We start from the raw sequence: 22,359 nt of genomic DNA on the forward strand, positions 1-22,359 counted from the left end.
GATTAGACGATGAATTTACCAAGAATCGCATCTTGTTCACGCACATTTTCTGTCTGAACTTGCATTGCGATATTGGCTTCTTCAGCCGACTCTGAAACCTGTGTCGACAAGTCTTTAATCTTCACAGTGTTGTTATTGATTTCCTCAGCAACAAGGCTCTGCTCTTCTGCGGCTGAAGCGATTTGCATGTTCATGTCGCTGATATGCTGAATCGCACCATGAATTTTCTGCAATGCCGCGTCCGCTAACTGAGCTTTGCTCACCGCTTCCACAGCCGTTGCTTTACTTTCATGCATAGCGACAGATACTGAGTTCGCCCCTGATTGAAGCTGTTCGATCATACTGCGAATTTCAGTAGTCGATTGTTGTGTACGTTGCGCCAGAGTTCGAACCTCATCGGCCACCACGGCAAAGCCTCGACCAGAATCACCCGCACGGGCCGCTTCTATGGCAGCGTTCAGTGCAAGTAAGTTGGTTTGATCTGCAATATCGTTGATAACTTTTAGAATCGTTTCAATGTTGGCAGTTGCAGATTCCAGACCTTGAACTTCTTCTACAGCTTGTTCAATTCTGGCAGAAAGCATATCAATGGAAGACGTGGTATCCCCCACCACTTTCGAACCTTCTTTAGTCGCATCATCTGCATCTTTCGCCGCTGAAGCTGCACCTTGAGCATTGTTGGCCACTTCCATCGCGGTTGCCGCCATTTCATTCATTGCAGTAGCAAGTTGTTCAAGCTCATAGAGCTGAGAGCGCATCGCTTCTGAAGAAGAGTGCACGCTGCCCATGGTCTGTTCAGCACCACGTTTGATCTCTTCGCCGATCGCTTTGGATTGCTTGATTTGGTTTTGCAGTGTTTCCGTAAACGTATTGAAGTCTACTGCCAACTCTGCAAACTCTTTATCCGTGTCAGTGCTTAAACGCTTAGTTAAATCCCCCTGACCAGACGCCACATCTTTAATCGCATGATTAAGCGTATTAAGCGGACGCATCAAGAATTTAATCAGAACAGTCAAAATGATAATACTTAGAATCACACCGATAATGGTGTAGATAATCGCGCTATTTCTTAGGTTATCAACCGTTGCGAACGCTTTTTCATTATCAATCAGAGCACCGACAAACCAGTTTTGACTCGGCAAATAGGTCAAACTAAGAAGAAAGCTCTTCCCTTCTATATCGACATTTTGAGAGCCTTCTTTGATATCAATTTTAGGCAAATAGGTGGAAATATTTTGACCGTTATTTTCAACATTTGGGTGAGCGACAGTCATACCATCGGAGGTAATAATGAACAGCTTACCTGCGTCAAATAGGTTAATTTTATTCACCATTTCAGCGAGCCCGTTTAGCTTCAGGTCATAGAACATGGCGCCAGTGAACTTACCTTGATTGTAAACCGGTGTTGCAATAGATATGATCATTTGCTTTGTAGAGACGTCTACATAAGGCTCAGTAACGGTTAACTTACCGTCTCGTTTGGCATCGACATACCAAGGGCGTTTACGCGGGTCATAACTGCTGTCAGGTTCCCAGCCGTCATCGTTTTCAACCACTTTACCGTCAACATCGTAACCAAAACCCACCGCAAGAAAACTGCTCTTGAGTTTATTGGTTTCCAACACATCTTTCACATAATCACGATTTTCGGGATCTAACTGAAGAATATCTGTGGTTGACTGAGCTAAAGCTTTTTTGCTCTCCATTTCAGAAGTTACTGTATCGGCAACTCCTTCGGCCATTCCTTTGATGCTACCACCAATTAAATTCGATACTTCCTTTCGAACAGTGCTTACCTGCTGAATAGATAGCAAAGATGCCGTTACCAGCAACAATATCGATGATGCGGCCACAATCTTTTGACTAAATCTCATACGTCCCTCATTGCACACTTGTGGTTATGTTATGTTCATCAATTTATCGACAAGAAAAATGAGAACTTAAGCAATTTCTTTATTAGTTATATGTATTGCAACCGACGCATGTTTAATACTAATCTCAAATAGTAAAAAAGCCCAAAAATATTCAACTTTTGGGCTTAATAAAATCTCAGAGTAACGAATTCGTTATTCAGTTTTGGCTGGAGGCTGTTCTTCGCTGCTAGGAAGCGCATTCCACACGGCTTTTACCAAGGTAGCGAGTGGTATTGCAAAAAATACTCCCCAGAATCCCCACAAACCACCAAACACTAAAACCGCAACTATGATGGCGACAGGGTGTAAGTTTACCGCTTCAGAAAACAGAACCGGCACTAACACGTTACCATCCAAAGCTTGAATGATGGCGTAAGCAATCAGCAGATAATAGAACTGCGAGGTCAATTCCCACTGGAACAAGCCAACAATCGCAATTGGCACCGTCACAGCCGCGGCACCTATGTATGGAATTAATACAGAGAAACCAACAGCCACAGAAAGCAACACAGAGTAACGCAAATCTAAAATAGCGAAGGTTACGTAACTCACCGTACCTACGATAATGATCTCCAGTACCTTACCGCGAATATAGTTAGAAATTTGTTGGTTCATTTCCACCCATACTTTATTCGCCAGATTACGGTTACGCGGCATTATGCCACTCGCCATTTTGAGCATTTCGCGTTTATCTTTGAGCAGAAAGAACACCAACAGTGGTACTAGAATCAGGTAAACACCCAAAGTAGCAAGGCTGACTAACGAAGCCAGAGAACCTTTTACTAAAGACTCACCCATACCAATCGCTTTGTCCTTGGCGTTATTCATAATTGATTCAACAATCTGTAAATTCGCCAGTTCTGGATAACGTTCAGGTAGTGTCGCAATCAGCTTTTGCAGACCGTTATACATCTTCGGTATGTCTGCTACTAAGTTAGCAACCTGATCCCAGATGGTAGGAACCAAGCCAAATAAAGCTAAAAACATCACACCGACAAAAAGCAAGATAACGAGAATAACCGCTAAGGTGCGTGGCACTTTCCAGCGGCAAAGTTGAGCAACCGGCCACTCAAGCAAATAAGCCAAAACAATAGCAACAAGCAATGGAGCTATCAGATGTCCGAAAAAGTAGATGGTGATGAAACCGAAGAAAAGAATCGCAACCAGACTTACGGCGTGCGGGTCAGAGAAACGCCGTTGATACCAACGACTAACCATTTCGAACATGTAACGATGTCTCCTTTACAACTATGAGTGAGTTATATCCATCACATTTAACGCTTTGGCAAAGATAATCCTGCTTAAGCAGATAGCTTTCTATATCTTTGAATGAGCTCGAATCACTAATGAGGATGGTTACCGAATCACCAGCTTCAAGCTGGGCAGTGTGACGTTTAGCAAGTAATAATGCCATTGGACATCGCTGTTGACGTAAATCGAGAATATTCGGTTCCATTCTTCGGCTCAATCCTTAATATATGACAGACATTGTATCGGCTTTTCCACTATGCGCCACTCTTAATATCCTAAGTTGTAGAGTCACTAAGTATTCGTTATTTATATCTCGGATTAACGCATAATACGTTGCAGATAACAGAACAGTCATAGCAACTTAAGACTGAACGATGGAAACCATTTCAAGCGGACAATGTCCTAATGGAAAATGATATTGGAGTATCAACAAAGAACATGAAGTTAAAACGTACTCGTTCATTCGTTTGCCTATGTATATCAACGGCGTTATGTGCGCCTTCGCTGTCTTACGCGAATAATATAGAGCTTCCTGACATTGGTACCGTTGCGGGTTCAACTCTGACCATAGACCAAGAGCTAATCTATGGTGACGCTTATATGCGAATGCTAAGAAGCAGCAAACCTATTGTGAATGACCCTGTGATTAACGAATACATTGACACACTTGGTCACAAATTAGTTGCGAATGCGGACGATGTAAAAACACCGTTTACTTTCTTCATGATCCGAGATCGCAATATCAACGCATTCGCCTTTTTCGGTGGTTATGTCGCACTTCACTCTGGCTTGTTTCTTCACGCTCAGTCAGAAAGTGAATTAGCTTCCGTTATTGCTCACGAAATTGCCCACGTAACCCAACGACATCTTGCACGCAGCATGGAAGATCAGGCTCGTCGTTCTCCTGCAACAATGGCTGCATTAGCAGGTTCATTGCTACTTGCAATCGCAGCGCCGGAAGCTGGTATTGCGGCCATTACCGCTACTACAGCGGGTAACATGCAAAGCCAGATTAACTACACCCGCAGTAACGAAAAAGAAGCGGACCGTTTTGGTATCTCTACCTTAGCGAAAGCCGGCTTTGATGTAAGAGCAATGCCACGATTCTTCGGTCGCTTAGCGGATGAGTATCGCTACGCAAGCACGCCGCCACCGATGCTCTTAACTCACCCGTTACCGGAAGACCGTATTACAGACAGCCGAGAGCGCGCTCAAAGTTTTCCAACTGTTAATCTAAAGCCTGACCTCGATTATCATTTGACCCGTGCCCGCATTGTGGCCCGCTATGCAGGCATTGATGGTGAAGCCGCTTTAGATTGGTTTAATAGAACGCAAAAGAAAACCACCGTACCCGCTCTTGATGCTTCTTTTGAATATGGCAAAGCTTTGGTGTATCTCGATACAAAACAGCACGACAAAGCCGAAGCGATTCTCAACAAGCTGTTAAAAGCAGATGCCAATAATCGTTTCTATCTCGATGCAATGACAGACCTTTACATCGCAACCGACCGTCTCAATGACGCACAGAGTTTGTTAGAAACCGCGTTAAAACAAACACCGAATAATGCGGTATTGATGGTGAACTACGCTAACGTGTTACTCAAACAACAGAAATTTAGCGAATCGATTCGCGTGCTGCAGCGTTATACCCACGATAATCCAAACGATACCAACGGCTGGCATTTGCTATCAGAAGCCAACAGTCGCAATGGCAATCAGGCGGAAGATTTGGCGGCTCAAGCCGAAGTCCTAGCATTACGAGCCAACTGGAACAAAGCCATTCAGCTGTATACACAAGCCAGCCAACTCGCCAAACTAGGCAGTCTAGAACAAGCGCGATACGACGCTCGTATTGATCAACTAATGATTCAAAGAGAACGCTTCTTATCGCTTCAATAATAAAAAGAGAAAGTAAGGAAAAACTATGTCTGTCGTGATTTATCACAATCCGAAATGCTCAAAAAGTCGCGAAACACTGGCTTTATTGGAACAAAACAGTGTTCAGCCAGAAGTCGTCAAGTATCTTGAAGCGCCACTCAGTGTTGAACTGTTAAAATCACTTTACGCGCAATTAGGCGTAGCATCTGTGCGTGACATGATGCGTACCAAAGAAGACATCTACAAAGAACTTTCTCTAGGTGATGCCAGCGTTTCTGACGACCAACTGTTCGCTGCAATGGTGGAAAATCCGAAGCTGATTGAACGTCCAATCGTCGTTGCGAATGGTAAGGCTCGCTTAGGTCGTCCACCAGAACAGGTTCTAGAAATCTTATGATGACCAATGTGGTTGTACTCTATTACAGCCGGCACGGTAGTACTCAGTCATTGGCAAGGCAGATCGCTAGGGGTGTTAACAGCATCCCTGATTGTGAAGCGATTCTGAGAACAGTTCCGGAGATCAGCAGTAATGAAACCAATGCTGAAGATCCATATATCACTTTAGATGAGCTGAAAAACTGCGACGGTTTGGCTTTGGGTAGCCCTGCATGGTTTGGCAACATGGCCGCACCTTTGAAACACTTTTGGGACCAAACTACACCTTTGTGGCTAAACGGCGATTTGATAGATAAACCCGCTTGTGTGTTTACCTCATCATCCACCTTACATGGCGGTCAAGAGAGTACACAACAAACCATGATGTTGCCTCTGCTTCATCACGGCATGGTTATTATGGGCATCCCCTACTCTGAGCCGAAATTGCATACATCCGTGTCAGGTGGCACCCCCTACGGTGCTAGCCACGTATCGCAGATGAACAGCAAACTCTCTGAAGATGAAAGCGAACTTGCACGTCAACTCGGAAAACGTCTTGCTAAGTTAGCGCGACAACTAAAAGATGCATCGAATTAAGGACCGTCTTTGTTAAAAAGACGAGTCTCATTAAAGGAACGACCATGAGTGTTGAAATGACCTCAAAAACCAAACAGTTTCGCTGGTTAGCACTGACGAGTAACCTCGCTTTGATTGTTTGGATAGCTTTATGGCAACTGGATTTATCACCACATCCACACCTTAATCCATTGGCGTTAACGGTAGCGTGGCTGATTCCGCTGCTACTGCCTCTACCAGGTATCTTAGCGGGTAAACCTTATACCCACGCTTGGGCCAACTTTATTCTGATGCTGTATTTCTTACATGCATTCACCATTTTGTATGTCGATGATGGCGAACGCTGGCTGGCAGCAGTTGAACTGTTCCTCACTTTCTCAGCATTTATGGGCAACGTGTTGTACGCAAGACATCGTGGAAAAGAGTTAGGGCTGAAATTGACCAAACTTTCTGTCGTTGAAAAACAAGAGAAACAACGATTCGACCAAGAGTAACAAAGACTTTAAAGAGCAAAAAGAAAGCCCCTGTGTGATGAGCAACAGGGGCTTTCTGATATTTTTGTGTCTATCTTGTCTTTCGATACTTAATCGAATACTTAGTCGGACAACTTAATCTAACCAAGTAAAACGCAGAGTTTTCAACATAGGAACTGGCTCAGTCACGACCGACATTTCACCTTGTTGAGTTGATGAACCACTATCAACAGAGTTCACAACCGCAGGCTCAGTGGTTCCAAGCGCTGGATCTTGCGGCTCTTGAACTGGGCTTCCGTCTTCAACTGACGGTTCAACAGGTAAAGGTTGCGAAACTTCTTGCTCTGGAGCCTTCTTAACTTGAGCAATTCGTAGCACTTCTTGTTCGAAATCCTCTTCTGTCGCCAGCAAGTGAACATTGAATACCACTTCTTGACCTTGAATTTTAAGAATATCGAGTGAAGCCACTGAGCTTAACGCTTTTAAGCGTTTTTCTAATGAGAAAAAATCTTCGGCATTTTTAATAGAATCAAATGATGCTAGAACGGTTTGTGAAGACTCAGAACCAATTAGTACGGAGTTTTTCTTTGCATAGTAGTCACTGATTTGATCGATCATGTCTGCCGCTGCTGTGCTTCCAGACGCTCTTCCTGTCATTGGCGCTTTCTGTGACTGAAGCATGTTGTAAGCATTTTGATCATACAGTGTCCAACGCAAATCGTTGCCTTGCGCTTTAACGACTAAGACTGCATCTGTTGGGTAACGGTCGCTTGCCAAGCTGATAGGTTTAATGAAACCACCCCAAAGATCAGAAATCTCTAACCCTGTAATGTCGTCAAAATCACCAACCGGAACCGTAATAGGCAACCCTCTCGCCAAGGATTCCTCTTTTAACTGTTTTAGAATCTTAGAGTCAGAATGTTCCCAACTGATCACACGTTCGTATGGGGTCTCTTCCACCAGCCAAACGAGAAGGTTAGCGCGGTTTTCCGGCCAGAAAGGTAACTGAGCTTGAGTGATCAAAGAACGGATTTGCGGTGCGCTGAACTGCATCGTTATCGTAGAAACATCGTTTGTCTGACCATAACTAAACTGGTTTAGATATTGGTTATATTTACTTAGCGCCTTTTGAATCACTTCATTGTTTGCGGCATCTTTATCGCCCGTAGCACGAACAATAACGTTTTGCATCCCCTGCGATCGAGCTTTGGCATCTGCATCATTTTGTGTCTGATCAATAACGACTTCTGTTTCGTACAGATTTACCGTGGTAAGTGCAGAAGCTGAAAGAGAGGTTAATCCCATCAGCAAAAAAGCTAAATAGCGCATATTGTTCCTACGTTCTAAGTTTCTGAAAGTTGATGATAAGCAACTATCGTTTATGGGGCAAGGTGAGTGCTCACCACTGGTAACAAAAGTTTCCAAACTTTTACTTTGGCTCGCCGAATGTAAATGACAAAAGTGACAAAAATTGATCTAGTTTAAATGGCAAACGTTTGCAAAAGTGATAGAATCCCGCGAATTTTGTTTAGCTACAGGGAAAATACCATGAAAAATGCCATTTTGGGCACTCAGATGCTGTTTGTTGCATTTGGGGCGTTAGTGCTAGTTCCGCTGCTGACGGGACTCGATCCTAACGTTGCTTTATTCGGTGCTGGTGCCGGCACATTACTCTTCCAAATTATTACCCGTCGTTCTGTTCCTATCTTCCTCGCTTCTTCTTTTGCCTTTATTGCTCCTATCATGTTTGGTGTTCAAACATGGGGTATTCCTGCAACTATGGGTGGCTTAGTCGCAGCAGGTGCTGTTTACATTGTTCTTGGCAGCTTCATTAAACTTCGCGGTGTAGAGTTCATCCACAAAATTCTTCCACCAGTGGTAGTTGGTCCAGTAATTATGGTTATCGGTCTTGGTCTAGCACCAGCAGCGGTTAACATGGCGTTAGGTAAGAGTGGTGATGGCGCATTCCAACTGGTTGACGGTGATGCTTCTCTTTGGATTTCTTGTGTCTCTCTATTAGTGACCATCGTCGCTAGCGTATTTGCTAAAGGTTACTTTAAGTTAATCCCAATCGTGTGCGGCATTATTGCGGGTTACGCTCTGTCTCTATTCTTTGGCGTTGTAGACTTCACTCCTGTTCGTGAAGCGGCTTGGTTCGCAATGCCTAATTTCACTTTCCCAGAGTTCAACATCAACGCAATTCTATTCATGATCCCTGTTGCAATCGCTCCTGCGGTAGAGCACGTAGGTGACATGCTGGCAATTTCGAACGTAACGGGCAAAGACTATATTAAGAAGCCGGGTCTACACCGCACTATCGCGGGTGACGGAGCGGCTACCATGCTTGCTGCATTCTTAGGTGCTCCACCAAACACGACTTATTCAGAAGTGACTGGCGCAGTAATGCTTACTAAAGCATTCAACCCAGTGATCATGACTTGGGCTGCCATCACAGCGATCGTACTTGCTCTTGTCGGTAAACTCGGCGCTCTACTACAAACTATCCCTGTACCTGTAATGGGCGGCATCATGATTCTTCTGTTCGGTTCTATTGCAACAGTGGGTCTAAACACGCTAATCAAAAACCACGTTGACCTACACAAATCACGCAACCTAGTGATTGTGGCAGTAACACTGGTATTTGGTATTGGCGGTATGGCTTTCGGCGTGGGTGACTTCAGCCTACAAGGCGTAAGCTTGTGTGGTATCGTTGCTATCCTACTAAACCTTCTTCTACCAAAAGATTTGGGCGAAAACCACGTTGTGGATAATGCTCAAATGGAAGAAGAAGCACAAAATTCTTAATAGAGAACAAATCATCTCTAGTAAAACGGCCTCAATAGAGGCCGTTTTTATTTCTACAGACTATTTATGCTTCAAGGCACAAATCGACAAACTGCGCCCGCGTTAATGTCGCTAAATCTTGCGGTGCTAGCTCAATCTCCAATCCTCTCTTCCCTGCACTCACACACATGCTTGCCAGCTCAGTGGCACTGTGGTGAATGAAAGTCGGTAGCGCTTTTTTTTGTCCTAAAGGACTGATTCCGCCAACCACATATCCGGTTGTTTTCTGCGCGATGTCTGGATTAGCCATATCTGCTTTTTTGGCTTTTGCTGCTTTAGCAGCCAATTTGAGATTCAGTTTTTGGTCTACGGGAATAATTGCCACAGCGAGGTTTTTCTCTTCACCATTGAGGCAAAAAAGTAACGTTTTGAACACGGTTTTCGGGTCTTGGCCTAACGCTTCTGCCGCTTCTAAACCGTAGCTGGCGTTGTTGGGATCGTGTTCATATTGGTGAATGGTGTGAGGGACTTTTTTCTTCTTCGCTAACTGAATTGCTGGGGTCATTCTATTTCCTTACCACAATCTAACCTTTATTCCTCTGGTGGCTTAGCTTATCTCTTCTCGTTTCAATTTACATTAACAAAAAAAATAAGCGGTGTTTTCACACCGCTTATTCCTTAGCAAATGAATCAACTTATTGATTATTTATAAACAATTTCACCAGAAGGCGCGTATTCGTTTACGTCAATTGGGCTGTTCGCTTCTAGGTAGTCTTTAAGAACTTCAGCATCCACGAAACCAGTGTTTACGAAACCTTTACGGTCTGTAATCTTAGGATAGCCGTCACCACCAGCCGCGTTGAAACTTGGCACTGTGAAGCGATAAGTATCGTCTAGGCGAAGCTGTTTGCCACCGATAAACACGTTTGATACTTGACCGTCTTGCACGTGCATTGAGATACCAGCAAATTGCGCATACGCTCCTGAATCGACAGGTTTAGTCGCAACAACATTTAGGTAATCAAGCACTTCCTGACCGCTCATATCGATGTAAGTCAGGATGTTTGCAAATGGTTGTACTTTTAGCACATCTTTATACGTGATATCGCCTGCTGCGATAGAGTCACGAACACCACCTGAGTTCATAACAGAGAAGTCTGCTTTTGCACGTTGCATATGCGCTGTAGCAATCAAGCGACCTAAGTTAGTTTGTTGGAAACGAACCACGTTACGGTCACCTTCCAACTTACCATTAGACTCAGCAACTTTTGCACCTAGCTGTGCTTGGCCTTTCTCTTGGTAAGGACGTAAGAACTCCAGCATTTCTTTGTTTTCTGGAATTTCAGTCGTTGCGATGACACGTTTGCTTTCACCGTTAACTTTCACTTTCTTCTTCAGGTTTACTGGAATCAAGTCATAGCTAACCATGTTCAGTTCACCGTTACGGAACTCGTAATCAGCGCGACCAACATATTTACCCCATTCAAACGCTTGAACGATATAAGTGCCGTTTTGCATGTCTGGTTTACACTCGTCGCCAGGCGCGAATTTACCATTCACTACGTTCGGGCCTTCCATACACACAGGCTCTTGAGAGTGACCACCTACGATCATATCCAAATCACCTTCATTCAAGTAACGAGCAAGTGCAACGTCACCCGGTGCGTTAATACCGTGTTCACCGTTTTGGTAGTGGCCCATATGAGTTACTGCGATGATCAGATCTGGATGCTCAGTCTTTTTCAGCTCAGCGATAACTTTCTTCGCTTCTTCTTTAGGGTCACGGAAATCAATGCCGCCAATGTACTCTGGGTTACCAATTTTCGCTGTATCTTCTGTTGTTAAACCGATGACAGCGATCTTGATACCTTGCTTATCAAACATTTGGTAAGGCTGGAACAAACGCTTGCCAGTAGCCTTGTCGTAAATGTTTGCAGAAAGCATTGGGAAATCCGCCCACTCGCGCTGCTTGAACAGCACTTCTAACGGGTTATCGAACTCGTGGTTACCTAATGCCATAGCATCGTAACCAATCTTGGTCATACCTTTGAAATCAGGCTCAGCGTCTTGCAGGTCTGACTCAGGAACACCCGTGTTGATGTCACCACCAGAAAGTAGCAACAAGCTGCCGCCTTCTGCTTCAACTTGAGCACGAATATCGTCGATTAAAGTCTTACGAGCGGCCATGCCGTACTCGCCATATTGGTTTTGCCAAAAACGACCGTGGTGGTCATTGGTGTGAAGCACCGTCAGTTTGTACGTTTTATCTGCTTCCCACTCGTGAGCAGGTTGAGTCGCACAGCCTGCCAATGACGCTAAAATAGCGGTACTTAAAACCGTTTTAAGAATAAAGCCTTGTTTCATTGTCATACCTTTGAGCTGATGAATTCCACTACTAATAATTTTTAAGCCTAGATCAATCTGTTTTCTGTTGAGTTCACTTGCGATTGACCTTTAAAAATAGATCTAACCTTAAAATAACCTCGCACAAGTGACAGAGTTATTTCATATTTATGTCTAATAGATCACAACAGAAACGTCAAAAAATTTAGTCACTTAATTGGCTAAATAGTAAAACTAGTTGATTGAAGCCATTTTTTTTACTTTTTCTTCATTTAGTAAGATGAATTTGTGAATGAAATCGTTTGCTCAACGATTTAGTCACTGTCTGGCAGGCATAAAAAAGCCACCCGAAGGTGGCTTTTTTTACACGAAAATTCATTGCATTAGCGAATATCGATATGCTGGAAACTCTTCACTAAATCGTCCAGAGCTTTCATCTGTGCCAAGAATGGCTCAAGCTTATCAAGTGGTAATGCGGAAGGACCATCACAACGTGCTTTTTCTGGGTTTGGATGCGCTTCAATAAACAGACCTGCAATACCTGTTGCTAAGCCAGCTTTAGCCAGTTCAACCGTTTGCTCACGACGACCGCCAGAAGCAGCGCCAGATGGGTCACGCATTTGTAGCGAGTGAGTCACGTCGAAGATGATTGGGCTGCCGTTTGACACTTTTTTCATCACGCCGAAGCCAAGCATATCAACCACTAAGTTATCGTAACCATGGCAAGAGCCACGCTCACATAGAATAATTTTCTCGTTGCCACACTCAGCGAACTTCTCAACGATGTTGCCTACTTGGCCTGGGCTCATGAACTGAGGTTTCTTCACGTTGATTACCGCACCCGTTTTTGCCATTGCTTCAACAAGGTCAGTTTGACGAGCAAGGAACGCTGGAAGCTGAATCACGTCAACCACGTCAGCAACAGGCTGAGCTTGCGCTTCTGTGTGTACGTCAGTGATAATTTTCACACCAAACGTATCTTTCAGTTCTTGGAAAATTTTCATTCCTTCTTCAAGACCTGGGCCACGGTAAGAATGCACAGAGCTGCGGTTTGCTTTATCAAACGAAGCCTTGAACACATATGGGATACCCAGCTTGTCTGTCACGTTTACGTAGTGCTCACAGATTTGCATTGCCAAATCGCGAGATTCCAGCACATTCATGCCTGCAAACAAGGTGAACGGTTTGTCGTTTGCGACAGGGATATCGCCAACGTGAACGATTTTTTGTTCCATGTTTTGTCTCTTCATTGATTAATGCAAGGTCACAGTACTATGACTGAGTGCATGCATTTGAGTTTTTAATAATTCTGCTGCTGGATCATCAGGGCAATTATCAATAAAGAACTGATAATCAGACATTGCTACCTGATGACAATCTAATTGCTGATAAATATAGCCTCTATCACGGATTTCGTATGGGTCATCCGGAACAAAAGTCAGGGCTAAATCGGTACATCTCAGTGCAAGAGTGTATCTCTCTTCACGCAATAAGGCACTTTTTAGCAAGGCAAGCCAACGACCAATGATCGTCGGATGATCGGTCACTTTGAGATCCTCAGCTTTCAATTTAGCCAGAGGGCCTTTCATACCAATCAACCACGCTTGTAACGTATGGTTTGAGACATACTCACCCGTAAATGGGTTCAAGTAATGATTGGTTTCGTCTGGCCAGTTCACCTGCAATAAAAATTGCGTCGGAAAGGTAATGCCTTGCAGTGGAAAACCAAGTTTACGGCCGAAGTAGAGAAGCAACGCGCCTAAGCTCACAGGAACGCCTTTGCGTCTCTCTAATACTTTGTCGATAAAAGCATTGTCGGAGTCATAATACGCTTCACGATCGCCGATGAATCCCCACTCTTTATAAAACAAGTGTAAGAATGCATCGAAACGCTCTTTCGGTTCTGCTTTATCCGCTAATCTGACTTCAGCTTCGTTTAGTAGACGGCTTAACTCTTGCTCAGCCCATTCTACTTGAGTTTCTGGATCAATGGATTTATTGAGGATTAATGCACCCTCAACCAGTTCCATCTCATCAAAATCTTCATCAAATAAGTCAAGCATTTAACTACTCTTTATTCGCTAACTGGGATTATTCTGACTAGGTTAGTGATTAGCCGAAAAATACAGGTACTTTTGTTACTGCAACTTTACCAGCCATGCCTAACCAACCTAATGCACCGAAAAATGCAAAGGTACGCAGTAAGTTATTACGCGCTAACTTAAGGGTGAAGAAACCCAGAGCGATATAAGCCAGGACACAGGTCAGTTTTTCTGTCATCCAAGGTGCGGCTGCAGTAAATGGGATGAAACCAGTAATAAAAATTAAACCGACGCCAGATAACAACAAGAAGGTATCAACAACGTGTGGTGTGATTTTCAGAAATTTATTCTGCAGATGCTTTGAGTTCATCATCAGTAATACATAGCGAACTGACAGCAACAGAGCACTGATCGCAATCGTCAGCATATGGAAATGTTTTAAACCTTCGTACATCTTTATCCTCTTTACGCCTGATATGACTTTTTATTCGATATCGTTTTTATTTGATATTAGTTTCTATGCGATATTGGCCTAAGGTAACACGATCATTACCAGCATAATCCTTTTGTGTTTCAACATTGCTATAGCCGAAGGCTTGCAAAATCTCTCTTACTGCCGCGCCTTGGTCGTAACCATGTTCAAACAGTAACCAACCTTCATTTAACAGATAATCACGAGCATTCTCGCTGATGGTCTTTATATCCGCTAACCCGTTGTCTTGAGCGACCAATGCACTTTTCGGTTCAAAACGCACATCGCCAAGGGTTAAATGAGGATCGTTTTCTTCAATATATGGCGGGTTTGAAACCACTAAAGCAAACTTTGTACCCACTGGTACAGGGGTAAACCAGCTTCCGTTCCAAAACGACGCATTGGTAATGCCTAATCGTGCGGCATTGTCGCTTGCGAGCTGCCAAGCTTCTTCTCGTAAATCAATGCCAAACACTTTACGTTGTGGCAGTTCAGAAGCCAGAGCCAACGCTATCGCGCCTGTTCCCGTTCCCAAATCCAAGATATCACCATCGATAAGCTGAGCTTTATCTAACGCCAGTTCCACCAACCTTTCGGTATCGGGTCTTGGAATCAAAGTCGAAGGCGACACTTTAAGTGGCAGTGACCAAAACTCGCGTTCACCAATGATATAGGCAACTGGCTCACCCGCTTTTCTGCGTTCAATCAGTGCGTCGAATTGGTTCTGCTGCTGGGTATCGAGAGATTTATCTGGCCATGTGAGAAGGTAGGAACGTGGCTTGTCTAGTACATGGCAAAGTAGCACGTTAGCGTCGAGAGACGGCGAATCACTGCCGCTCTCGATCAATTGCTCTGCTGCCGCTTTTAATGCGGCCTCAATGGTCAGCAACATTGATTAGTTGTGCTCTGAAAGTGCAGCTAACTGATCCGCTTGATGCTCTTGTAGTACTGGGTCGATCAGCGCTTGTAGATCGCCTTCCATCACTTCACTTAAACGGTAAACTGTTAAGTTAATACGGTGATCAGATACGCGGCCTTGTGGATAGTTGTAAGTACGGATACGGTCACTGCGATCACCAGAACCTAATAGGTTGCGACGTGTATCTGACACTTCTGCCGCACGCTTAGCGAGTTCAGCCTGAGCAATACGAGCGGCAAGTACCGCCATCGCTTTTGCTTTGTTCTTATGCTGTGAACGCTCGTCCTGACACTCTACTACGGTACCTGTTGGTAAGTGAGTAATACGGATTGCTGAATCCGTGGTGTTAACGTGCTGACCACCTGCGCCCGAAGAACGGAATGTATCGATTTTCAGATCGCTGGCTTTAATTTCCGGAATTTCTGCTTCTGGTACTTCAGCCATTACTGCTACCGTACAGGCAGAAGTATGAACACGACCTTGTGATTCCGTTGCTGGAACACGTTGTACACGGTGACCGCCTGATTCAAACTTCAGTACACCGTATGCGCCATCGCCGTTCACTTTCGCGATCATCTCTTTATAACCACCGTGTTCTGCTTCGTTTGAAGACATCACTTCAATGCGCCAGCCTCTTTTCTCTGCATAACGGCTGTACATACGGAATAGGTCGCCTGCGAAGATACCCGCTTCATCACCACCTGCGCCTGCACGAATTTCCAGGAAGCAGTTACGGTCGTCGTTTGGATCTTTTGGCAGCAGAAGAATTTGCAGCTCGTCAGTTAGACGCTCGATTGCCGCTTTTGCTTCTTTCATCTCTTCCTGAGCCATTTCACGCATTTCAGCGTCATCTTCTTTGGTCATCTCTTCAGCTGCAGCCAAATCTTCTTGAGCTTGCTGATAAGCTTGGAAACACTTAGTGATCTCTTCAAGCTGAGAGTACTCTTTTGACAGAGCACGGAATTTATCTTGATCACCAATAACCGCAGGGTCACCCAGCAGGTGTTGAACCTCTTCATAACGTTCAACAAGAGATTCAAGCTTCACTAAAATCGACGAGTTCATAATTTCTTCTTTAAATTCAGAGTTACAGATTACTGTGAGTCTTCAAGACCCAAGCTTTGTCTGATAATGGCAAGTTTTGCCGGTTCACCTAACTCCGCAGCGCTTTGCATCGCTCGGGTTGGGTTATGAATAAGTTTGTTGGTGAGCTTGTTACTCAGCTCCACCAATAGTTTTTCTGGGTCTCCGCCCGCCGCTAAAGCCTGTAAGCTTTTTGATAGCAATTCTTCGCGGATATCGTTGGCTGCTTTACGGTAGTCACGAATACTATCAACCGCTTGCAGTGAGCGCATCCAGCTCATGAAAGCCGCGCTTTCTTCGCTGACGATCGCTTCAGCCTGAATCGCTTCTACTTTGCGCTGCTCAATGTTGCTATCCACGATAGATTGCAAATCATCGACCGAATACAGATAAGCATCATTAAGATCACCTACTTGTGATTCGATATCACGTGGTACGGCAATATCCACAAACAGCATTGGCTGATGACGGCGTTTTTTCAGAGCGCTTTCTACCATCCCCTTGCCTATTATAGGTAAAGGACTGGCTGTTGAGCTGATAACGATATCGGCAAAATGCAGGTGATCCGGTATTTCGTTCAATGCAATCACTTCTGCATTGAACTCTTCCGCCAAACTCATTGCTCGCTCACGGGTTCGGTTAGCCACAATAATACGTTTACAGTTGTGGCCCGCCAGATGTTTTGCCACCAGTTCAATGGTTTCACCCGCACCGACAAGCAGCACAGTCGCATCCGACAGCGATTCGAAAATGTGTTTTGCCAGAGTACAAGCAGCGTAAGCCACCGACACGGCACTACCACCAATTTCAGTTTCTGTACGAACACGTTTAGCGACAGAGAATGCTTTCTGGAACCATTTATCGAGCGATGAATCAACGGCGTTGTTTTTACGAGAGTCCGCGTACGCTTGTTTTACCTGCCCAAGAATCTGCGGTTCACCCAATACCAGTGAATCCAGACCACAAGAGACTCGCATTAGATGACGAATCGCTGCTTGGTCTTCATGAACATAGAGGCTAGGTTTCAAATCTTCAGGGCTGACGTTGTGAAACTGGGTCAACCATTCGATCAGTTTGTTCTTACTTGATGATTTAACATCACAATAAATTTCAGTACGGTTACACGTCGAAAGAATGACACTTCCGTTCACGTGTGAGTCAGCAGACAACTGGCCAAGCGCCTCAGATAATTTCTCTGGGCCGAAAGCCACTTTTTCTCGTAACTCAACCGAAGCCGTATTGTGATTGATACCAATAGCAAGCAAGGACATCTATCGAGGATTCTCTGGTAAGAAATGAATTAGGGGCAGAATTTTACTTTATGCCCCTTGTGATTGAAAGAGCAACGAGGATTTGTTTTCCCGACTTCGTGATATCAATGATATAGTAATGCCAGTTTCACTCACTTTGCAGGACAAATAACGAGCAATTATGATGATTAAGCCGCGTATTCTCCTCTCCTTGAGCTTTTTGCTGATTCTGTTTGGCTGTAGTTCAACACCAGAACCTATCGTTGATGTAGAGTGGCAAGCCCACCAACAAAAACTACAACAGATTCAAACATATCAAGTTATCGGCAAGATCGGCTATATCTCACCAGAGCAGCGTGAAACCTTAAACTTTCAATGGCAAAAGTCACCGAACAAGAGCCAGCTTCGTTTGACCAATTTTCTCGGTCAGACCGTCTTAAGCCTATCTATGGATGCCAAAGGTGCCACCGTAGAAACCTATGACGACCAAAAATTCAACGCAGCCAATGGCCAAATATTAATTTACCAGCTTACTGGGCTGGATATCCCAATCGACGATCTTCAGGACTGGGTGCTGGGGCTACCAACAAAAGCCGATTATTTTAAGCTAAATGAAAACAACACATTAGCTTCTCTGGACAAGACTTCTGGTCGACAAAACTGGCATGTCGATTACACTCGATATAAAGAATTTAGTTGGCAAAACGGCAACATTCCTTTGCCGGATAGAATGCAGCTAACTCAGCAACAAACGTCAATAAAACTTGTTATCTCTAAATGGATACTGACCCCATGATTTTTGGCAAAACGGTTTGGCCATCCCCTGCAAAGTTAAATCTATTTCTCTACATCACAGGCCGTCGTGATAACGGCTATCACGAGTTACAAACTCTGTTTCAATTTCTCAATTATGGTGATGACCTCAGTATCACCGCTAATGAAAGCGGTAAGATCACCCTCACTCCAGAACTGGAAAGCGTCAAAACTGAAGACAACCTGATTTGGAAAGCGGCAACTGCATTACAACAGAGAACGAGTTGTAACTTGGGTGCGGAGATTGAGTTAAACAAGATCCTGCCAATGGGTGGAGGTATCGGTGGTGGCTCTTCAAATGCCGCGACCGTGTTAGTCGCCTTAAATTTTCTTTGGCAAACCAACCTCAGCGATGACGAACTTGCAGAAATAGGCTTAGCTTTGGGCGCCGATGTACCCGTATTTATTCGTGGTTTTGCCGCTTTTGCAGAAGGTGTAGGCGAAGAGCTAACGCCTGTTGAAGCACAAGAAAAATGGTATTTAGTGGTTCGACCGAATGTCAGCATCGCGACCAAAGATATTTTTTGTCATCCTGACTTGACCAGAAATACGCCAAAACGAGAGCTGTTCACGCTTCTTGACACTCAATACGAAAACGATTGCGAAAAAATTGTCCGAATGCTGTATCCAGAGGTTGATAAGCAACTTTCTTGGCTGCTACAATACGCGCCGTCAAGATTGACCGGTACAGGATCGTGCGTTTTTGCTGAATTTTCAAACGAAAACGACGCAAAAAATGTTCTGTCCGAACTCCCTGACACCGTCTCAGCGTTTATCGCCCAAGGGCGAAATGTTTCTCCGCTTAAAGAGACACTGGCTAGATACAAATCAGCCAACCCCAATCTATTTAAAAACTGGACGCAACCCCGAGGTTTCCACCGTGCCTGATATGAAGCTATTTGCTGGTAATGCCACACCCGAACTAGCACAACGTATTGCTGAACGTCTATACATTTCTCTAGGAGATGCTACTGTTTCTCGTTTCTCTGATGGAGAAGTTGCAGTACAAATCAATGAAAATGTTCGTGGTAGCGACGTATTTATCATCCAATCAACTTGTAAACCAACCAACGACAACCTAATGGAACTCGTTGTAATGATTGATGCTATGCGTCGTGCTTCAGCAGGCCGTATTACTGCTGTTATTCCTTATTTTGGTTACGCTCGTCAAGACCGCCGTGTGCGTTCTGCTCGTGTGCCAATCACTGCAAAAGTTGTTGCAGACTTCCTTTCTAACGTTGGTGTTGACCGCGTTCTTACTATCGACCTGCACGCAGAACAAATTCAAGGTTTCTTCGATGTACCAGTAGACAACATCTTCGGTACTCCAGTACTTCTTGAAGATATGAAAGCTCGTGGTCTAGAAGATCCAGTGGTTGTTTCTCCTGACCTAGGAGGTGTTGTACGTGCACGTGCAACAGCTAAAGCACTAGGTGATATCGATATCGCAATCGTCGACAAACGTCGTCCACGCGCTAACGTTTCTGAAGTAATGAACCTAATTGGTGATGTAGAAGGTCGTGACTGTGTGATTGTAGACGATATGATCGATACAGGTGGCACACTATGTAAAGCAGCAGAAGCTCTGAAAAACCGTGGTGCGAAGCGTGTATTCGCTTACGCTACTCACGCAGTATTCTCTGGCAACGCAGCGAAAAACATTAAGAACTCTGTTCTTGACCAAGTTATCATCACTGACTCAATTACTCTGTCTAAAGAAATGGCAGCAACCGGTAAAGTGACTCAGTTGACTCTGTCTACCATGCTAGCAGAAGCGATTCGCCGTATTAGCAACGAAGAATCTATCTCAGCAATGTTCAACTAAGCGTTGATATTGACTGTTAAAAAAGCGTCTTCTAAACAAGGCGCTTTTTTTATTCCTTTCTCTCGGTGATAAACCAATCTCCCCCGATACCAGCTATGAGTTAAAAGCTATTCACTTGCCGTACTTCAAACAGAAACGGCAAATTAACCTTGTCAGAATACGCTAACTAAATAGTCAAAAGGAGCGAAAGATACAACTTGCTCATCCTCTCAGAAACGCTTAAAGAACCGAATCCCTTTGAGCCTCGCGCCAAAGGGATTTTTTGTGCTATCATACCGCGCTTTTTCGTTTCCTAAGGGATCCTAGCTTTGAGTCAACCTATTAAATTACTTGTCGGTCTGGCGAATCCTGGCCCGGAATATTCTAGAACTCGACACAATGCCGGTGCATGGGTCGTAGAAGAACTGGCTCGTATTCACAATATTACGTTGAAAAATGAGCCGAAATACTTCGGTCTGACTGGCCGGATTGTGGTCAATGGCGAAGATTTACGTTTGCTGATCCCAACTACTTTTATGAATTTATCCGGTAAAGCAGTTGCAGCTCTTGCAAAGTTCTACCAAATTCAACCTGAAGAGATCATGGTGGCACATGATGAACTTGATCTCCCTCCGGGTGTTGCTAAGTTCAAAAAAGGCGGTGGTCATGGTGGTCACAATGGCTTAAAAGACACCATCAGCAAACTGGGCAACAACAAAGAATTTTACCGTCTGCGGATTGGCATTGGCCATCCTGGACATAAAGATAAAGTCGCAGGCTATGTGTTAGGCAAAGCCCCTGCTAAAGAGCAGGAGCAATTAGATGCAACCGTCGATGAATCGGTTCGTTGCCTCGATATCTTGTTAAAAGATGGTCTAACGAAAGCGCAAAATCGCTTACACACGTTCAAAGCTGAATAAGGTTACAGACATGGGTTTTAAATGTGGCATTGTTGGTCTACCAAACGTTGGTAAATCAACACTTTTCAATGCTCTTACAAAAGCAGGTATCGAAGCGGCTAACTTCCCGTTTTGTACCATCGAACCAAACACTGGTGTTGTACCGGTTCCAGATCTTCGTCTAGATGCACTAGCGAAAATCGTAAATCCTGAGCGTATTCTTCCAACAACAATGGAATTCGTGGATATCGCAGGTCTGGTTGCAGGTGCTTCTCGTGGTGAAGGTCTAGGTAACAAGTTCCTAGCTAACATCCGTGAAACTGACGCGATCGGTCACGTTGTTCGTTGTTTCGAGAACGAAAACATCGTACACGTTGCAGGTAAAGTTTCACCAATCGAAGACATCGAAGTGATCAACTTAGAGTTGGCAATGGCGGACCTTGATTCTTGTGAACGTGCGATTCAACGTAACGCGAAGAAAGCAAAAGGCGGCGACAAAGACGCTAAGTTAGAACTAGTAGCACTTGAAAAATTACTGCCTGTTTTAACTGAAGGTGGCTCAGCTCGTACAGTTGACTTAACTAAAGAAGAACTGGCTGCAATTGGCTACCTAAACTTCTTAACCTTAAAGCCAACCATGTACATTGCTAACGTTGCAGAAGATGGTTTTGAAGATAACCCGTACTTAGATCTCGTACGTGAATTTGCCGCAAAAGAGAATAACGTGGTTGTTCCTGTATGTGCAGCAATTGAATCTGAGCTTTCTGAATTAGAAGACGACGAGCGCGAAGAGTTCCTAGCAGACATGGGTATCGAAGAACCGGGTCTAAACCGCGTGATTCGTGCGGGTTACGAACTACTAGAACTGCACACTTACTTCACGGCAGGTGTTAAAGAAGTTCGCGCTTGGACAATTCCAATTGGTGCAACAGCGCCAAAAGCAGCTGGCAAAATTCACACTGACTTTGAAAAAGGTTTCATTCGCGCTGAAGTTGTCGGTTATGACGATTTTATCCAATTTAACGGTGAAAGCGGTGCGAAAGAAGCAGGTAAATGGCGACTAGAAGGCAAAGATTACATCGTTAAAGATGGCGATGTTGTTCACTTCCGTTTCAACGTTTAATCTGCATCAGACAGAATCGAATAAAAGCCAACCACTCGGTTGGCTTTTTTGTTTTTTTCGACATTTTCAAATAAAAAAATATGAATTTTTGCCGCTATGCAAAAGTAATAAATCTGTTGTTTTGTTAGCACTTTTTGATCACAAACACGCCTCTTTGTTTAAAAAAAAGTCGAACGATGCGTTTCAGGCGATTTATTCAAAAAAACTGTTGACGCTCCGAAAGCAGATCCGCATAATGCGCACCGTTCTCAGCAATAAGGCAACTTAGTTCTGAGAGCAAGAAATAGTAATGGCTACGTAGCTCAGCTGGTTAGAGCACATCACTCATAATGATGGGGTCACAGGTTCGAATCCCGTCGTA

The 22,359-nt window shown here is 44.3% G+C and carries 22 protein-coding genes; 10 read left to right on the plus strand and 12 right to left on the minus strand.

Features of this window, described 5'->3' with window-relative positions; all coding sequences use genetic code 11:
• Window positions 1-2 precede the first annotated feature (2 nt).
• From HKI82_RS09600 to HKI82_RS09610, 3 genes are all read right to left on the minus strand, one after another.
• Window positions 3-1,874, minus strand: coding sequence for a methyl-accepting chemotaxis protein (locus HKI82_RS09600; protein WP_171137851.1), 1,872 nt, complete (start codon window positions 1,872-1,874; stop codon window positions 3-5).
• 192 nt (window positions 1,875-2,066) lie between these two features.
• Window positions 2,067-3,140, minus strand: coding sequence for an AI-2E family transporter (locus tag HKI82_RS09605; RefSeq protein WP_102940892.1), 1,074 nt, complete (start codon window positions 3,138-3,140; stop codon window positions 2,067-2,069).
• Window positions 3,124-3,369, minus strand: a complete 246-nt coding sequence (locus tag HKI82_RS09610; RefSeq protein ID WP_102940893.1) for a sulfurtransferase TusA family protein — start codon at window positions 3,367-3,369, stop codon at window positions 3,124-3,126. The genes HKI82_RS09605 and HKI82_RS09610 overlap by 17 nt, the downstream gene beginning before the upstream one ends.
• A 233-nt stretch (window positions 3,370-3,602) precedes the next feature.
• Between HKI82_RS09610 and bepA the strand changes: the two genes are divergently transcribed.
• The 4 genes from bepA to HKI82_RS09630 are packed head-to-tail and all read left to right on the plus strand — an operon-like array spanning window position 3,603 to window position 6,487.
• Entirely contained in the window at window positions 3,603-5,063 is a 1,461-nt protein-coding gene (gene bepA / locus HKI82_RS09615; protein ID WP_171137861.1) for a beta-barrel assembly-enhancing protease, read from the plus strand.
• Between the two features lie 25 nt (window positions 5,064-5,088).
• Window positions 5,089-5,439, plus strand: coding sequence for an arsenate reductase (glutaredoxin) (gene arsC, locus HKI82_RS09620; protein WP_102940895.1), 351 nt, complete (start codon window positions 5,089-5,091; stop codon window positions 5,437-5,439).
• On the plus strand, window positions 5,439-6,014 hold the full coding sequence (gene wrbA, locus HKI82_RS09625) for an NAD(P)H:quinone oxidoreductase (protein ID WP_171137862.1): 576 nt from the start codon (window positions 5,439-5,441) through the stop codon (window positions 6,012-6,014). The genes arsC and wrbA overlap by 1 nt, the downstream gene beginning before the upstream one ends.
• A 44-nt stretch (window positions 6,015-6,058) precedes the next feature.
• Window positions 6,059-6,487 (plus strand): DUF2069 domain-containing protein, encoded by a 429-nt coding sequence (locus HKI82_RS09630; protein WP_042484092.1) that lies wholly within the window; start codon window positions 6,059-6,061, stop codon window positions 6,485-6,487.
• 114 nt (window positions 6,488-6,601) lie between these two features.
• On the opposite strand, the gene HKI82_RS09635 is transcribed toward HKI82_RS09630, so the two are convergent.
• Window positions 6,602-7,795: a DUF2066 domain-containing protein gene (locus tag HKI82_RS09635; RefSeq protein WP_102940896.1), complete on the minus strand. Its 1,194-nt coding sequence runs from the start codon at window positions 7,793-7,795 to the stop codon at window positions 6,602-6,604.
• A gap of 219 nt (window positions 7,796-8,014) precedes the next feature.
• On the opposite strand from HKI82_RS09635, the gene HKI82_RS09640 reads away from it, so the two are divergent.
• A complete protein-coding gene (locus HKI82_RS09640) occupies window positions 8,015-9,271 on the plus strand; it encodes a uracil-xanthine permease family protein (RefSeq protein WP_102940897.1) in 1,257 nt (418 codons plus the stop codon).
• Window positions 9,272-9,335: 64 nt separating this feature from the next.
• Here the strand turns inward: HKI82_RS09640 and ybaK are convergent, their stop codons facing one another.
• The 8 genes from ybaK to hemA all read right to left on the minus strand — a co-directional run bounded on the left by ybaK (window position 9,336) and on the right by hemA (window position 17,380).
• On the minus strand, window positions 9,336-9,815 hold the full coding sequence (gene ybaK / locus HKI82_RS09645; protein WP_042484098.1) for a Cys-tRNA(Pro) deacylase: 480 nt from the start codon (window positions 9,813-9,815) through the stop codon (window positions 9,336-9,338).
• 137 nt (window positions 9,816-9,952) lie between these two features.
• Window positions 9,953-11,614 (minus strand): bifunctional UDP-sugar hydrolase/5'-nucleotidase UshA, encoded by a 1,662-nt coding sequence (ushA, locus tag HKI82_RS09650; protein WP_102940898.1) that lies wholly within the window; start codon window positions 11,612-11,614, stop codon window positions 9,953-9,955.
• Between the two features lie 362 nt (window positions 11,615-11,976).
• On the minus strand, window positions 11,977-12,828 hold the full coding sequence (gene kdsA / locus HKI82_RS09655) for a 3-deoxy-8-phosphooctulonate synthase (protein WP_102940899.1): 852 nt from the start codon (window positions 12,826-12,828) through the stop codon (window positions 11,977-11,979).
• Window positions 12,829-12,846: 18 nt separating this feature from the next.
• Window positions 12,847-13,656: a SirB1 family protein gene (locus HKI82_RS09660; RefSeq protein ID WP_102940900.1), complete on the minus strand. Its 810-nt coding sequence runs from the start codon at window positions 13,654-13,656 to the stop codon at window positions 12,847-12,849.
• A gap of 49 nt (window positions 13,657-13,705) precedes the next feature.
• Window positions 13,706-14,089, minus strand: coding sequence for a SirB2 family protein (locus tag HKI82_RS09665; protein ID WP_102940901.1), 384 nt, complete (start codon window positions 14,087-14,089; stop codon window positions 13,706-13,708).
• A 46-nt stretch (window positions 14,090-14,135) separates the two neighbouring features.
• Complete coding sequence (gene prmC, locus HKI82_RS09670) at window positions 14,136-14,999, minus strand: peptide chain release factor N(5)-glutamine methyltransferase (protein ID WP_102940902.1); 864 nt, start codon at window positions 14,997-14,999, stop codon at window positions 14,136-14,138.
• Window positions 15,000-15,002: 3 nt separating this feature from the next.
• Window positions 15,003-16,091, minus strand: coding sequence for a peptide chain release factor 1 (gene prfA / locus HKI82_RS09675; protein ID WP_102940903.1), 1,089 nt, complete (start codon window positions 16,089-16,091; stop codon window positions 15,003-15,005).
• Window positions 16,092-16,120: 29 nt separating this feature from the next.
• Window positions 16,121-17,380 (minus strand): glutamyl-tRNA reductase, encoded by a 1,260-nt coding sequence (gene hemA, locus HKI82_RS09680; RefSeq protein ID WP_171137852.1) that lies wholly within the window; start codon window positions 17,378-17,380, stop codon window positions 16,121-16,123.
• 160 nt (window positions 17,381-17,540) lie between these two features.
• Here hemA and lolB point away from each other — a divergent pair, with 160 nt between their 5' ends.
• The 5 genes from lolB to ychF all read left to right on the plus strand — a co-directional run bounded on the left by lolB (window position 17,541) and on the right by ychF (window position 21,998).
• Window positions 17,541-18,155, plus strand: a complete 615-nt coding sequence (gene lolB / locus HKI82_RS09685) for a lipoprotein insertase outer membrane protein LolB (protein WP_171137853.1) — start codon at window positions 17,541-17,543, stop codon at window positions 18,153-18,155.
• On the plus strand, window positions 18,152-19,060 hold the full coding sequence (gene ispE / locus HKI82_RS09690) for a 4-(cytidine 5'-diphospho)-2-C-methyl-D-erythritol kinase (protein WP_390632268.1): 909 nt from the start codon (window positions 18,152-18,154) through the stop codon (window positions 19,058-19,060). The genes lolB and ispE overlap by 4 nt, the downstream gene beginning before the upstream one ends.
• Entirely contained in the window at window positions 19,053-19,997 is a 945-nt protein-coding gene (locus HKI82_RS09695; protein WP_102940907.1) for a ribose-phosphate pyrophosphokinase, read from the plus strand. Before ispE ends, HKI82_RS09695 begins: the two co-directional genes overlap by 8 nt.
• 308 nt (window positions 19,998-20,305) lie before the next feature.
• Window positions 20,306-20,896, plus strand: a complete 591-nt coding sequence (pth, locus tag HKI82_RS09700; RefSeq protein WP_042484131.1) for an aminoacyl-tRNA hydrolase — start codon at window positions 20,306-20,308, stop codon at window positions 20,894-20,896.
• 10 nt (window positions 20,897-20,906) lie between these two features.
• The gene (gene ychF / locus HKI82_RS09705; RefSeq protein ID WP_042484134.1) at window positions 20,907-21,998 is read left to right on the plus strand and encodes a redox-regulated ATPase YchF; all 1,092 of its coding nucleotides are present in this window, start codon (window positions 20,907-20,909) and stop codon (window positions 21,996-21,998) included.
• The last annotated feature ends 361 nt before the right edge of the window (window positions 21,999-22,359 follow it).

Source organism: Vibrio plantisponsor (assembly GCF_013041605.1).
Lineage (GTDB): Bacteria > Pseudomonadota > Gammaproteobacteria > Enterobacterales > Vibrionaceae > Vibrio > Vibrio plantisponsor.